This window comes from Arsenophonus endosymbiont of Crataerina pallida, assembly GCF_964020125.1.
Lineage (GTDB): Bacteria > Pseudomonadota > Gammaproteobacteria > Enterobacterales > Enterobacteriaceae > Arsenophonus > Arsenophonus nilaparvatae.
In genome coordinates this window covers 2,762,327-2,777,671 of sequence record NZ_OZ026540.1, presented here as the reverse complement: position 1 = coordinate 2,777,671, position 15,345 = coordinate 2,762,327, and the positions used below count along the sequence as shown (strand labels likewise).

Annotated in this window: 13 protein-coding genes; 4 read left to right on the top strand and 9 right to left on the bottom strand. The window is 40.1% G+C overall.

The window, feature by feature from the left end; genetic code table 11:
* The 7 genes from sucC to sdhC form a co-directional block, all read right to left on the bottom strand.
* The gene (sucC, locus tag AACL31_RS14855; protein WP_310513318.1) at positions 1-1,167 is read right to left on the bottom strand and encodes an ADP-forming succinate--CoA ligase subunit beta; all 1,167 of its coding nucleotides are present in this window, start codon (positions 1,165-1,167) and stop codon (positions 1-3) included.
* Between the two features lie 133 nt (positions 1,168-1,300).
* The gene (gene odhB / locus AACL31_RS14850) at positions 1,301-2,530 is read right to left on the bottom strand and encodes a 2-oxoglutarate dehydrogenase complex dihydrolipoyllysine-residue succinyltransferase (RefSeq protein ID WP_310513319.1); all 1,230 of its coding nucleotides are present in this window, start codon (positions 2,528-2,530) and stop codon (positions 1,301-1,303) included.
* Positions 2,527-5,355 (bottom strand): 2-oxoglutarate dehydrogenase E1 component, encoded by a 2,829-nt coding sequence (sucA, locus tag AACL31_RS14845; RefSeq protein ID WP_310513320.1) that lies wholly within the window; start codon positions 5,353-5,355, stop codon positions 2,527-2,529. The genes odhB and sucA overlap by 4 nt, the downstream gene beginning before the upstream one ends.
* Before the next feature lie 283 nt (positions 5,356-5,638).
* Positions 5,639-6,355, bottom strand: coding sequence for a succinate dehydrogenase iron-sulfur subunit (locus AACL31_RS14840; protein ID WP_310513321.1), 717 nt, complete (start codon positions 6,353-6,355; stop codon positions 5,639-5,641).
* A 36-nt stretch (positions 6,356-6,391) separates the two neighbouring features.
* Complete coding sequence (gene sdhA, locus AACL31_RS14835; RefSeq protein WP_310513322.1) at positions 6,392-8,158, bottom strand: succinate dehydrogenase flavoprotein subunit; 1,767 nt, start codon at positions 8,156-8,158, stop codon at positions 6,392-6,394.
* A complete protein-coding gene (gene sdhD / locus AACL31_RS14830) occupies positions 8,159-8,503 on the bottom strand; it encodes a succinate dehydrogenase, hydrophobic membrane anchor protein (RefSeq protein WP_310513323.1) in 345 nt (114 codons plus the stop codon). It lies immediately after the preceding gene.
* Positions 8,497-8,877 carry a succinate dehydrogenase cytochrome b556 subunit gene (gene sdhC / locus AACL31_RS14825; protein ID WP_339054023.1) on the bottom strand — a complete coding sequence of 127 codons (381 nt, stop codon included), beginning with the start codon at positions 8,875-8,877 and terminating at the stop codon, positions 8,497-8,499. Before sdhC ends, sdhD begins: the two co-directional genes overlap by 7 nt.
* Positions 8,878-9,492: 615 nt before the next feature.
* Between sdhC and AACL31_RS14820 the strand changes: the two genes are divergently transcribed.
* Positions 9,493-10,788 carry a citrate synthase gene (locus tag AACL31_RS14820; protein ID WP_290605807.1) on the top strand — a complete coding sequence of 432 codons (1,296 nt, stop codon included), beginning with the start codon at positions 9,493-9,495 and terminating at the stop codon, positions 10,786-10,788.
* Positions 10,789-10,928: 140 nt separating this feature from the next.
* Here the strand turns inward: AACL31_RS14820 and AACL31_RS14815 are convergent, their stop codons facing one another.
* Together AACL31_RS14815 and AACL31_RS14810 are read right to left on the bottom strand one after the other, a co-directional pair.
* The gene (locus tag AACL31_RS14815) at positions 10,929-11,672 is read right to left on the bottom strand and encodes a type 2 GTP cyclohydrolase I (RefSeq protein ID WP_310513324.1); all 744 of its coding nucleotides are present in this window, start codon (positions 11,670-11,672) and stop codon (positions 10,929-10,931) included.
* 133 nt (positions 11,673-11,805) lie between these two features.
* Entirely contained in the window at positions 11,806-12,009 is a 204-nt protein-coding gene (locus AACL31_RS14810) for a YbfA family protein (protein ID WP_032116259.1), read from the bottom strand.
* 187 nt (positions 12,010-12,196) lie between these two features.
* Between AACL31_RS14810 and AACL31_RS14805 the strand changes: the two genes are divergently transcribed.
* From AACL31_RS14805 to kdpA, 3 genes are all read left to right on the top strand, one after another.
* Positions 12,197-13,165 (top strand): IS110 family transposase, encoded by a 969-nt coding sequence (locus AACL31_RS14805; protein ID WP_339053309.1) that lies wholly within the window; start codon positions 12,197-12,199, stop codon positions 13,163-13,165.
* Between the two features lie 370 nt (positions 13,166-13,535).
* Entirely contained in the window at positions 13,536-13,640 is a 105-nt protein-coding gene (gene kdpF, locus AACL31_RS21105) for a K(+)-transporting ATPase subunit F (RefSeq protein ID WP_409013939.1), read from the top strand.
* Complete coding sequence (kdpA, locus tag AACL31_RS14800) at positions 13,641-15,344, top strand: potassium-transporting ATPase subunit KdpA (protein ID WP_310512530.1); 1,704 nt, start codon at positions 13,641-13,643, stop codon at positions 15,342-15,344.
* The last annotated feature ends 1 nt before the right edge of the window (position 15,345 follow it).

Here is a 15,345-nt window from a genome sequence, read left to right as displayed (position 1 = left end):
TTATTTCGCCTCCGCTGCTGCTACTGCTTTTTCTGCCGCATCGGTCAAGCTGGTTGCAGCAGTAATTTTTAGGCCACTATCCGCTAACTTTTGCGCACCAAGCTCAGCATTATTGCCTTCAAGACGAACAATGACCGGGACTGTTACCCCAATTTCTTTAACTGCTCCAATAATACCATCAGCAATCAAATCGCAGCGAACAATACCACCAAAAATATTGACCAAAACAGCTTTAACATTTTCATCAGATAAGATAATTTTAAATGCTTCTGCTACACGTTCTTTAGTTGCCCCACCACCCACATCAAGAAAATTAGCTGGAGCACCGCCATGTAACTTCACAATGTCCATGGTTCCCATAGCTAAACCGGCACCATTAACCATACAACCAATATTGCCATCTAAAGCAACATAGTTTAATTCCCACTCCGACGCATGGGCTTCACGGGGATCTTCCTGAGAAATATCACACATCTCCTTTAATTCTACTTGGCGATATAGTGCATTGCTATCCACACTAAGCTTGCCATCCAGACAGATTAAATCCCCTTGCTTAGTTATCACGAGAGGATTAATCTCGATTAAAGCCAGATCACGCTCGAGAAAAATTGTCGCTAATCCGATAAATATTTGGGTAAACTGCTGGACTTGTTTGCCGCTCAAACCTAGCTTAAAAGCAAGCTCGCGTCCTTGATAAGGCATAGGGCCGGTTAATGGATCAATAATAGCCTTATGAATAAGTTCTGGTGTCTCTGCTGCAACTTTTTCAATTTCGACCCCACCTTCAGTCGATGCCATAAAGACAATTCGACGAGAGGCGCGATCTATCACCGCACCTAAATAAAGCTCTTTATCAATATCCGTTGCTTCTTCTACCAAAATTTGATTAACGGGCTGTCCATGGGAATCGGTTTGGTAAGTCACTAATCGTTTTCCTAACCACTTTTCAGCAAATAACCGGATTTCGTCGCGATTATTAACAACTTTTACGCCACCCGCTTTGCCTCGACCACCAGCATGTACCTGACACTTTACAACCCAAGGACTATTACCCAATTTTGTTGTTGCTTCTTCTGCCTCTTTTGCTGTTTTACAAGCATAACCTGTCGGTACTGGCAAACCATAATGCGCAAGCAGTTGTTTTGCCTGATATTCGTGTAAGTTCATGATGCACTATCCATAATTTAGCCTGACAGAGAGTTAACAATTCTCTATATATTTTTATTTAAACATTGGTCAATAAAAAATTAACCAAGCTTTGCTCCAGACTGAGTAAATAACTTCACTCTAAATTGGTTATCTAGACGTCTAACAATAAACGAGCCGGATCTTCCAACATGTCCTTTATTGTCACCAAGAAGCTAACAGACTCACGTCCATCAATTAAACAGTGATCATAAGAAAGTGCTAAATACATCATTGGCAAGATTTCGATTTTACCATCAACTACCATCGGCCGATCTTTGATTGCGTGCATACCTAAAATTGCACTTTGCGGCGGATTAATGATCGGAGTTGACATTAAAGAGCCAAAAACACCACCGTTAGTAATAGTGAAGTTTCCACCGGTCAATTCTTCAACCGTTAATTTGCCGTCACGCCCCTTAACTGCCAACTCTTTAATACGCTTTTCAATTTCTGCCATGCTAAGCGCATCTGCATCACGTAATACTGGTGTAACTAAACCTCTAGGTGTGGAAACAGCAATACTAATATCAAAATAACTATGATAAAGCACATCTGAACCATCAATCGATGCGTTCACTTCAGGATAACGCTTTAAGGCTTCAACAACTGCTTTCACATAGAAAGACATAAAACCCAAACGCACACCATGCCGCTTTTCAAAGCTTTCACCATAATGTTTACGCAAATCAAAAACAGGCTTCATGTTAACTTCATTAAAGGTAGTCAACATGGCAGTATTATTTTTTGCCTCCAGTAAACGCTCTGCTATACGCTTACGCAAACGCGTCATTGGTACCCGTTTTTCACTTCGATGAGAAGAAGTTGATGATGGCGTTGTAGATGCGTCATTCTGTTGCTTAATCGATCTATTTTCGCTTGCTGTTGATTGGTTTTTAATATATTTCTCAACATCATCACGCGTTATACGCCCACCTACGCCGCTACCTTTGATATTGCTCGGGTTTAAATCATGTTCTGCAATTAAACGACGGACAGCCGGTGTTAGTGCACTATGACTCTCTTCCTCAAGGCTAGCAGTCTGGCGTTTCGCTGGTGCTGACTCAGTAGTCTCTTTTACCTCAGCCGGAATCCCGGTACTATCACTAAGATGTATGCGACCCAATAGCTGTTTTGATAAAACAGTAGCTCCCTCTTCTTCTAAAATTGATTCCAGAATACCTGAATCTGCTGCTGGTACTTCAAGTACAACTTTATCCGTTTCAATTTCCACTAACACTTCATCACGCTCTACCCGATCACCTGGTTTCTTGTGCCAAGTTGCAACTGTAGCATCTGCAACAGATTCAGGAAGATCAGGAACAAGAATTTCTATGTTACTCATTTTCTATCCTTTAATTTATTTATTTTTAGTGCATCATCAACCAATGCTTTTTGCTGTTCTTGATGAACAGACGCGTAGCCTACGGCTGGTGAAGCAGATGCGGGGCGTCCCGCATAACTTAATAATGAACCTTTTGGAATTGCTTCCCGAATATTATGCTGACTACAGTACCATGCCCCCTGATTGAGAGGTTCCTCTTGACACCAGACAAAATCGCGAACATGCGCATAAGGCTTGAGCGTAGTTTCTAAATCTTTATGGGGAAATGGGTATAATTGTTCAATACGAACGATAGCGATATTTTTTTGTTTGTTTTCACGACGTTGTTCAAGTAGATCATAATAAACTTTACCTGAACATAAAACGACACGTTTGACCTTTTTCGCATCTATGGGATCAATTTCATTAATTATCGGCTGGAATTCACCATTTGCTAACTCTTCCAAACTAGAAACCGCAAGAGGATGACGCAGTAATGATTTGGGTGACATAACAATCAATGGACGTCGCATATTACGAAATATCTGACGACGGAGCATATGGTAGACCTGAGCTGGAGTAGACGGAACACAGACTTGCATATTTTGTTCCGCACATAATTGTAAATAACGCTCTAAACGGGCTGAGGAGTGCTCTGGACCTTGTCCTTCATAACCATGGGGTAACAGCATCACCAATCCACACAATCGCCCCCATTTCTGTTCACCAGAACTAATAAACTGATCGATAACTACTTGCGCCACATTAGCAAAATCACCAAACTGAGCTTCCCAAATAGTCAAAACCCGTGGCTCGGCTGATGCATAACCATATTCAAAAGCAAGTACCGCTTCTTCAGACAAAACGGAATCCCAGACGTCAAATATTCCTTGATTTTCACGTATATTAGCCAGCGGGACGTAAACTGAACCATTAGTTTGATTATGAATAACAGCATGACGATGAAAAAAAGTACCTCGGCCGGCATCTTCACCTGATAAACGAACTTGTATCCCTTCATCAACTAATGTTGCATAAGCCAAAGTTTCTGCTGCTCCCCAATCGAGCAATTTTTTACCGTTCGCCATTGCCAGGCGATCACTGTAAATTTTTTCAACCCGAGGCTGCATGACAATCTCTGCCGGAATAGTACTTAAACGTTTAGCTAAGTCTTGTAGTCGTTTCTTTTTAACTTTAGCAGGGTAAGCATCATTCCATTCATGATTTAAATAGGGTTTCCAGACCGAATAGTCAGTTCCCATTGGACGCCATTCATCAACGACACAATCACCGTGATCTAACTTATCACGGTAAAGATTAACCATTTCTGTTACTTCGTCGCTAGTAACTGTCTTTTCCGCTATCAATTTATCCGCATAAATTTTACGCGGTGTCGCATGTTTTTTAATTTTTTGATACATAATTGGTTGGGTAGCACTCGGCTCATCCGCCTCATTATGACCATGGCGACGATAGCAAACTAAATCAATGACCACATCGCGTTTAAATTTATTGCGAAAATCTAGTGCCAATCGAGTAACAAAAGCAACCGCTTCTGGATCATCGGCATTAACATGAAAAATAGGTGCTTGCACCATTTTCATGATATCAGTGCAATATTGTGTTGAACGTGCATCTTTAGGATTGGATGTGGTAAAACCTATCTGATTATTAACCACGATCCGCACTGTACCGCCAACCTCATAACCACGAGCCTGAGACATGTTCAGCATTTCCTGAACAACTCCCTGGCCTGTTACCGCTGCATCACCATGGATAGTAATGGGCAGTACCATATTACTACGACCTTCATCTAAACGATCACGACGAGCACGGACAGAACCGATGACTACTGGACTAACTATTTCTAAATGTGATGGATTAAAAGCCAAGGCTAAATGAACCAAAGCACCTTCTGTTTTAAAATCAGAAGAAAAGCCCTGATGATATTTAACATCACCAGTACCTAAATGATCTTTATGCTTACCTGCAAACTCATCAAACAGCTCTTTTGGTTGCTTACCTAAAATGTTAACTAAAACATTTAATCGCCCACGGTGCGCCATTCCCAATACGACTTCACGCGTATCCTGTTGACCTGCATAACGGATCAAATCTTTTAACATGGGAATGAGCGAATCACCCCCTTCAAGAGAAAAACGTTTTGCACCAGGAAATTTTGCCCCAAGATAGCGCTCTAATCCTTCAGCTGAAGTTAATTCTGATAAGAAGCGGATCTTTTCTTGTTTGCTAAATTGTTGACTAACCGGCGTTGCCAGTTCTAGGCGCTGTTGGATCCAACGTTTTTCTTCAGTAATAGTAATATGCATGTATTCGGCACCAATTGAAGCGCAATAAATACGCTTCAGTGCAGTATACAGCTCACTTAATTTCATTGCTTCCTGGCCAATAGCAAAAGAACCAACATTAAACGTTTTTTCAAAATCAGCATCGGTTAAACCATGAAATGCAGGATCTAAATCAGGTACAGTTTCTTGTTTCCAAAGCTCTAATGGATCAAGATTTGCATTTTGATGTCCTCTAAAACGAAAGGCGTTTATTAATTGGAGGACTTTAACTTGCTTCGCATCCAAAGACGGATCACTAACCGAAGTTTGATAACGTGTAGAATCTTTCGCCAATGAACGAAAATATTCACGTGTTTGAGAATGGGAGTATTCACCGTTGGAGCTTGCACCTGGTAGTTTATTAAAAAAGTCTCGCCAGTCTGCATTAACGGAATTAGGGTCAATTAAATAGTCTTCATAAAGCTGTTCGATATAAGACTGATTTGCACCAGCTAGAAAACTTGAATCTAGCCAGTCCTTCATTACGCCGTTGTGCATTGTGATCCCTTAAGCTTATAGGCTTTAGTTTTCGTCGTAGTTAACAATACCGCTTTTTATATAGACGGTTTCAATAAAGATTCTTTGAACGTGTTCTATGCACGATTATTAATAAAGGAGCGCTTAATTAAATTCCCCTTATTTATAAGAACCTTTAAAAACCGCAACCGGTTTTTAAAGGTTCCTTCTGTAATTTACCACATAAAATAAATATCAATTTTAAATAATAGTTTTCCATTTTTTATTTCCCGTAACATTTCGATTACGGGAATTTTTGCCAAAACTATGCACTACGCTTTAATAACATCGATTTAATGTGCCCAATAGCTTTAGTTGGATTTAAACCTTTTGGACAAACACTGACACAATTCATAATGCTATGACAGCGAAATACACTAAAAGCGTCATTTAAATTATCTAATCTGTTATCGGTTTCGGTATCCCGACTATCGATTAAAAAACGATAAGCAGCTAATAAACCGGCAGGACCAATAAATTTATCCGGATTCCACCAAAAAGATGGACATGAGGTTGAACAGCAAGCACAAAGAATACACTCATATAAGCCATCCAATTTTTCTCGTTGTACAGGAGTCTGTAAATACTCACGAGCTGGTGAATTCTTGCCATCATTGATAAGGTAAGGCCGAATTTTTTCATATTGAGTATAAAATTGAGCCATATCCACAATTAAATCTCGAACAACCGGTAAGCCTGGCAATGGGCGCACAACAACCTTTTTTTTATCACGACACAAAGCTGACAGTGGAGTAATACAGGCCAAGCCATTTTTACCATTCATATTTAATCCATCAGAACCACAAACGCCTTCACGACAAGAACGACGAAATGCTAAAGTAGGATCTTTTTCTTTTAGTTGGATTAAAGCATCCAGCAACATCATGTCACGCCCTTTAGCGATCTCCAAACTGTAGTCTTGCATACGTGGCATATTATCGACGTCTGGATTGTAACGATAAATGGAAAATTCAATTTTCATAATCTACTTTCTCCGCAACACTATTAACGCCACGCATTAATAAGTACGTATTTTAGGTGGGAAGGGATCACGTAACTCAGGTTGCATATTGACTGCTCGGCGAGTCATAGTTCCAGACTGTGGTAAATATAGCGTATGACATAACCAATTTGTATCATCACGATCAGGGTGGTCAAAACGACTATGTGCTCCCCGACTTTCAGTACGAAAATTTGCCGCTTCTGCCGTTGCAAACGCTGTTTCTACCAAATTATCCAGCTCTAAACATTCAATGCGTTGGGTATTAAATTCGCGTGAAGTATCATCCAAACGGGCATTTTTCAAACGTTCACGAATTACCTTTAATTCTTCTAAGCCCTTAGCCATCGCATCGCCTTCACGAAAAACGGAAAAATTATGTTGCATACAGGCTTGTAATGCTTTGCGAATTTCTACCGGATCTTCACCGCTTTGTGTATTATCCCAGCGATTTAAACGCGTTAAGGCCGCATCAATATCAGATTCACTGGCATCCCGCATTGAGCCTTGTTCCAGTAAAGATTCTTTCAGATGTAAACCGGCAGAACGTCCGAATACCACCAAATCAAGCAATGAATTTCCGCCCAAACGGTTTGCTCCATGAACGGAAACACAAGCTATTTCACCAACAGCAAATAATCCCGGGATCACAACATCTTCACCTTTTTCATTAAACATCAATGCCTGTCCGGTTACTTTAGTTGGGATCCCACCCATCATATAATGACAAGTAGGGATAACAGGAATCGGTTCTTTAACCGGATCAACATGAGCAAAAGTCCTGGATAATTCGAGAATACCGGGTAATCGTGATTCCAACACTTCTTTACCTAAATGATCCAGTTTTAATTTAACATGTGGTCCCCAGGGGCCATCACATCCCCTTCCTTCACGGATCTCTATCATAATTGAGCGAGCAACAACATCGCGGCCAGCCAAATCTTTTGCATTAGGCGCATAACGCTCCATAAAGCGTTCGCCATCTTTATCAAGTAAATAGCCGCCCTCTCCCCGACATCCCTCTGTCACTAATACACCCGCACCAGCAATTCCAGTTGGATGAAATTGCCACATTTCCATATCCTGCAATGGCACACCTGCCCTGACGGCCATGCCAACACCGTCACCGGTATTAATATGGGCATTAGTTGTTGATTGATAAATTCTTCCCGCTCCACCTGTCGCAAGAATAGTAGCTTTAGCTTTAAAGTAAACGACCTCACCGGATTCCATACATAATGCGGTACAACCGACTATGTCACCATTCTGATTTTTAACTAAGTCAAGTGAATACCATTCGGAGAAAATCGTGGTATGGTTTTTTAAATTCTGTTGATAAAGAGTATGCAAAAGGGCATGGCCAGTTCTATCTGCTGCTGCCGCGGTGCGAGCGGCTTGCTCACCACCAAAATTTTTTGACTGGCCACCAAATGGACGTTGATAAATACGACCGTCGTCTAAACGTGAAAATGGTAACCCCATATGCTCAAGTTCTAGTATGGCCTCAGGTCCGGTTTTGCACATGTATTCGATGGCATTTTGATCACCTATATAATCAGAGCCCTTGACAGTATCATACATATGCCATTGCCAATCATCTTCATGCGTATTACCTAACGCAACGGTGATCCCGCCCTGAGCAGATACGGTGTGTGAACGTGTCGGGAAAACTTTAGAAATTAATGCACATGACAAACCTAACTGAGAAATTTGCAACGCAGCTCGCATCCCAGCGCCACCAGCACCAATAACAACGGCATCAAACTCTCTTACAGGTAATTTCATTTACGCTCCCCACACTACTATTGTTCCATAAATCAAATAAGTCATTAATATAACAATAAAAAATAGTTGTAATGATAATCGCAAGGCGATTGACTTAACATAATCGGTTAATACTTGCCATAAACCTATCCGGGCATGTATTAATATGGAAATGAGCGTTAAAATAGTAAAAATTTTTGTTATTGGAAAAGCAAAAAAAGTCCGCCAAACAGTATAATTTAAATCAGTTGTGACTATAAAACTAACAATATAAAACGTATAAAGGGCAATAATAATGGCTGACGCACGAAGTAGTAGCCAATCTTGTGTGCCAGTGCGGCCTAATGTTGATGCATTAACTACCATACAAAAACCCCCGCTAAGATCGACAAAATAGCGGTGATAATAAACGCAACTATCGCTGAAATACGTCCCACAGACAAACTCTCATCGATAAAATCAAAATCCATTAGCATATGACGAATACCGCCACAAATATGATATATTAGTGCAGTCAAGACACCCCAAATAATGAATTTTATAAAAAAGCTACCCATAATTTCAGTAGCATATTGAAAACCTTCCAGTGAAGAAAGCGATAATCCCAGCAGCCATAACAAAATACCGACTGCAATAAAGGTAATAACGCCAGAGACACGATGTAAAATCGAAGCTATTGCAGTAATCGGAAAATGAATTGTCTGCAATTGAAGATTGATAGGTCTTTGTTTTTTCACAATTTATGCCCACACAGCTCTTTATTGTTTTCCTACCTCCGGACCTGGAGCAGAAATCAAACAGCGATCGTGATAACAAAGCACAACTCAGCTTATAAATTAATCCCTAACATATTAGCAAAAGTTGTTACTCATTAACGCTGGGTACTCCTACCACAAGGTAATCCGGAGACCTCATTTGCAGTATATGACCTTCACATGCCCATTACAATTACAACACATTATGTTTGGAGAGATTTAGCTTGAACAGTGAGTGTGATCACGATTTAAACATCGGTCATTAAATTGATAATGTAATTTGACAAGAAACAAACATTTATCTTACATATGATTAAGTTGAATTAATTAGTGATTATCGCCACACAAAAGAAGAAATTATGTAAAATAAACATGCTAGATTGTTATCCATAAAAAACCTAATGTTATTGTTGGTATAATTTAAAATATATAAGGAACAGAATAGATTATGAATTGTTAATAAAAAATTTTATTAGATAAAAACTTCGTTAAAAACATGATTCAAGCCTTTTAATAAATGAAATATCATGCAATTTCTAAGCGTTTTATCATGCTTTCATGGTTGTCGGAAATTGCGTTTTAGCGCTGAGGAGACCCGTAATGGCAGGCAAAGAAAAAAAGACTATAGAATTAGTCGATAAAGATGCAGAAAAAATTGAGCTTGAAGTACTAAACCCTACACTTGGGATCGATGTAATTGATGTCCGAGGATTAGGCTCCAAAGGTTATTTTACCTACGATCCTGGCTTTACCTCAACCGCATCCTGCGAGTCTAAAATTACCTATATAGATGGAGATAAAGGTATTCTTTTGCACCGCGGATATCCTATTGATCAATTGGCTACCAATTCTACTTATTTAGAAGTTTGTTATATACTACTTTACGGTGAAAAACCTTCACAAAACGACTATGACAACTTTAAAAAAATTGTCACCGAACATACAATGATCCACGATCAAATTACTCGGCTTTTGCAAGGTTTCCGTCGTGATTCTCATCCAATGGCAATCCTTTGTGGTGTAACCGGCGCACTAGCGGCTTTCTATCACGACTCATTGGATGTTAATAATCCGCGTCATCGTGAAATAGCGGCATTTAGGTTACTATCAAAAATGCCTACCGTTGCAGCAATGTGTTATAAATACTCTATTGGTCAACCTTTTATTTACCCACAAAATTCCCTCTCTTATTCTGCGAATTTCCTTCATATGATGTTTGCTACACCTTGTGAAAAATATCAGGTTAATCCAATCATAGAACGGGCCATGGATCGCATTTTTATTCTGCATGCTGATCATGAACAAAATGCATCAACTTCAACAGTAAGAACTGCTGGTTCTTCTGGCGCTAATCCATTTGCTTGTATTGCTGCGGGAATCGCCTCTCTTTGGGGGCCGGCTCACGGTGGTGCCAATGAAGCCTGTTTACGCATGCTAGAAGAGATTCAAACTGTCGAAAATATTCCTAAATTTATCAAACGGGCAAAAGACAAAGATGATCCCTTCCGTTTAATGGGATTTGGCCATCGGGTTTATAAAAATTATGATCCCCGCGCAACTGTGATGAAACAGACCTGCGATGAAGTACTTAAAGAACTTAAATTAAATGATAATATATTAGAAGTCGCCAAGCAGTTAGAACATATAGCCCTAAATGACCCCTATTTTATTGAGAAAAAACTTTATCCCAATGTGGATTTCTATTCTGGCATCATTTTAAAAGCAATAGGGATCCCAACAACCATGTTTACGGTTATTTTTGCTATTGCTCGTACAATTGGTTGGATTGCTCACTGGAACGAAATGCATGATGAAGAATTAAAAATAGCACGTCCCCGTCAATTATATACCGGCTATAAACAAAGAGATTTTCATAGCGATTTAACCAAAAAATAGTTAATTATTATTGATAAATAAACTGTGTCTTACTATTTTATTTTGCATAAACAATCATCATATAGAATACAAGACACAATTTAGTGATAACCCTTGGTTTTAATACTTTTTAGCTGGCTTGGTGTTTATCTTTACAAAAATTAGGCAGGATTGGCTATATCGATAAAAGTCACCTCAAATCCATAATCTTTTTGCAGCCATTCACCTAACATTTTAACGCCAAATCGCTCCGTTGCATGATGACCTGCGGCATAAAAATGGATCCCCATTTCTCTGGCAATATGGATCGTTTGCTCAGAAACTTCACCTGTCACAAAAGCATCAACACCTGCCTCGGCTGCTTGTTGAATAAAATTTTGTCCACCCCCTGTACACCAGGCAATGGTACTGATCTCTTTTGGACCATTATCACCACAATACAAGGGTTGACGAGCTAACTTATTGGTTAAACGCGACATTAAATCATCAGCCGTTATCGGTTGAGCAAAACTACCCATTGGCAATAAAGGCGAAATAAGCTTTTCAAACCGAACCCCCATGATATTCCCCAACTGCGCGTTATTTCCCAAAATGGGATGGGCATCAAGGGGCAAATGATAACCATAAAGGTTAATATCATTGCAAAGCAATGTTTTTAATCGATTACGCTTCATATTAAGAATAACGGCGGCTTCATTTTTCCAAAAATAACCATGATGAACAATAATCGCATCTGCAGCTAATTTTACCGCTTCATCAAGTAACGCTTGCGATGCAGTCACACCGGTCACGATTTTTTTTACCTCTGAGCGCCCTTCCACCTGAAGACCATTGGGCGCATAGTCTTGATATTCATAAATATTCAAGTGCGTATTGATTAGTTGTTCTAATTCAATATTATGCATTACTTACTATCCTATTTGTAAAACTGATTTATTTTATTAAATATTAAACTTAAAAATATGTTTCACAACGGCTTAAAACAAAAACGCCCTATCACAACCAGTAATAGGACGTTTTATTTTTTTAATCAATTAATTACTTCATCGATTCGGTATCTTCAGCGCTGGCCAACCAAACGGGTTTATCACTAGTCTTTAGCCACATGCGGTGTAGGTAACTATAAAAGCGACTACGATCATGTCGAAAAATCATGATAGGAAAAGCCACAATGCCTAATAATACAACACCAACACGACGCAAGAGAACTTGATGCCAAGGGTATTGACGATACTCAGACATAAAGATCCTCCTTGTATCTTGAAAACGGTTTAAAATAGTTACGATTAGATTTGGCAAGGTGCATGCAGCCCGATTCCTCCTAGGGTTTTAAGCCCGTTAATTAGCGACCGGCGCATACACTGAGCCACTCATCTGAAACCCGAACAGTTGTCCGTACTCCATAACGCATTTGCAAGGATGGGTAATCATGAGTCAGCCAAATCCACTTTGTGTGGGTATTGATGTTTCTAAAGCAACGCTGGACATAGCAGCCAGCTGTGATATTGCACAGTTTACGGTCAGTAATGACTCTGACGGTTTTGATGCCATTATCGCCGAATTGAGAAAGCATTCGGTGGTGTTGGTTCTGATGGAGGCAACTGGCGGGCTTGAAGCTACTGTGGCCTGCTCGCTCCAGGCTGAAGGCTTTGACGTCACTGTGATTAATCCCAGACAATCCCGAGACTTTGCCCGCGCTATGGGCTATCTGGCAAAAACTGACCGTATTGATGCCAAAGTGCTTGCACAAATGGCAGAGGTTATTAATCGACATCCGGAGCGAGAGCGCTTTATCCGGACTCTGCCAAATGCAGAACGTCAGGTTCTTGCTGCGATGGTCGTACGCAGACGCCAGTTGATTACAATGTTGGTGGCAGAACGTAATAGGCTGTATACCGCACATCCACAGAATAGAAAAAGCATCAACATCATCATCAAGGCGCTGGAAGATGAACTTGCCAGAATCGATGAGGATATGAACAACCACATAAGGAACCACTTTAAGGATCTGGCCGCTAGGCTGAGCAGCATTAAAGGGGTTGGTACCATGACAGTTGCTGCGTTGTTGGCGAAGCTTCCCGAACTGGGCAGCCTCTCGAGGCGAGCTATTAGCGCGCTTGTAGGCGTTGCCCCCATAAACCGGGACTCGGGTACCATGCGTGGTCGGCGAACCATATTTGGCGGAAGGGACGGAGTCCGAACAGCACTTTATATGGCCGCGCTTGTAGCAACTCGCTTTAATCCGGTGATAAAAGCCTTTTACATGCGTCTGCTTGCAGCGGGAAAAGCCAAAAAAGTGGCGCTGGTCGCCTGTATGCGCAAGCTGCTGACTATCCTGAACGCGATGCTCAGAAAGAACGAAGAATGGAATGAGTCGTACCATCACGTTTCTCCATAATTTTAACGTTCAAGACAGTTGCTTATAAAGTTATCAATTGATATAAACAATTGAGATATATTATGTAATGAATGAAAATTTTATCTGATAAAAACCAGCATTACTACTCATCAGACCACTTTTTTGCTGTTTTTATCAGCACTTTTCTTTATATCGTAATTTATTTGCTTATTAAACAATAAAAAAGCAGCCATTATTACAATAAATAAACATTATATTAACTGTGGTTTATTTATTGTAATAAAAAATAGCGATAACAGTAATAACAGACAAACTATTATATTGGTATTTTTATACTATTTTTACACTATGAGTAGACTTTTTATCAGATTCTTTGCATTGAAAGACTTAAGCTCAGTACATTAAAATCATGAGGAGACAAACTGTGTCCATCTTTTCTATCACAGGGATCATTCTAATTGGAATATTATTTCTCTATTTGATTTATGCGCTTATTCATGCGGAGGATTTTTAAATGGTAAGTAGTGCTTTATTAATTGCCTGTTTTTTAATTCTCCTGCTTGTTATCGCTAAATTTGTAGGAAATTATATCGCTTTATTGATTGAAAGTGATTTACCGATCTGGGTTTTCAAAATAGAATCCGGCTTATGGAGTTGCTGTCGGTTGCGCAAACCCGGCGGTGAAATACATGAAATGAATTGGCGACAATACGTTACTGCACTACTGCTGTTTAACGTTATTGGTGGAGTATTTCTCTTTCTGCTATTAATCAATCAATACAATCTACCGCTCAATCCACAAAAGTTTGTCAATCTAAATTGGGATCTTGCACTTAATACCGCAATTAGTTTTATCACCAATACTAATTGGCAAGCCTATAGTGGAGAACACACCTTAAGTTATTTTAGTCAAATGACGGGATTAACGGTACAGAATTTCTTATCTGCTGCTACCGGTATTGCAGTAGCTTTTGCGCTGATCCGCGCCTTTGCCCGCCAAGGGGTAAAAACGCTGGGCAATGCCTGGATAGATATTGCTCGTATTACACTCTATCTTTTACTACCACTGGCGATTATTTTTGCCTTATTTTTTGTCAGCCAAGGTGTGTTACAAAATTTTTCGCCGTATCTAGTGGTAGAAACATTACAAAACCAAAACCAAATTATCCCAATGGGACCCGTCGCTTCGCAGGAAGCAATCAAATTATTAGGTACTAATGGCGGTGGATTTTTTGCCACCAATTCAGCACACCCTTTCGAAAATCCTACCGCGTTAACCAATTTTAGCCAAATGATTGCCATTCTTTTAATTCCCACTGCACTCTGTTTTGCATTTGGCCACGTGGTCGGTGATAGTCGGCAAGGTACAACATTAATTTGGACAATGGGGATCATTTTCACTCTTGCTATCGCTATCGTTGTTTACGCAGAAATGCAAGGTAACCCACAATTGATGCTTTCAGGTGCTAACAGTAATATTAATCTGGAAGGTAAAGAAAGTCGCTTTGGGATTTTAAATTCGGCACTCTATGCTGTCATCACAACAGCAACCTCCTGCGGTGCAGTAAACGCCATGCATGATTCTTTTACTGCATTGGGCGGGATGATACCAATGTGGCTTATCCAACTTGGTGAGGTGGTATTTGGTGGCGTAGGTTCCGGGTTATATGGCATGCTACTATTTGTTATGCTAGCCGTTTTCCTGGCTGGTTTAATGATAGGTCGAGCGCCTGAATATCTGGGGGGAAAAATCGAAATTCAGGAAATGAAATTAACCGCTATCGCTATTTTAATCACCCCCGCTTTAACATTGCTAGGAACAACACTGGCACTTTTTACCGAAGCAGGACGCAGTGCTATTTTAAATCCTGGCGCTCACGGCTTTAGTGAAGTTCTTTATGCGTTTTCCTCAGCTGCGAATAATAATGGTAGCGCTTTTGCAGGATTAAATAGCAATAACCTATTTTATAATATTACGTTGAGTATTGTTATGTTTGTCGGTCGTTTTGGCTTAATTACTGCAGTAATGGCTATTGCGGGTATTATGGTAAGGAAAAAGCGCCAGCCTGAGAGCTTTGCCACATTACCCACTCATGGCCCACTCTTTATTGGCTTGTTAATACTAACTGTTTTCGTTATTGGCGCACTCACTTTTGTGCCTGCCCTGGCACTTGGGCCAATTGCTGAACATTTACAACTTTGGCATTCCGTCCAATAAG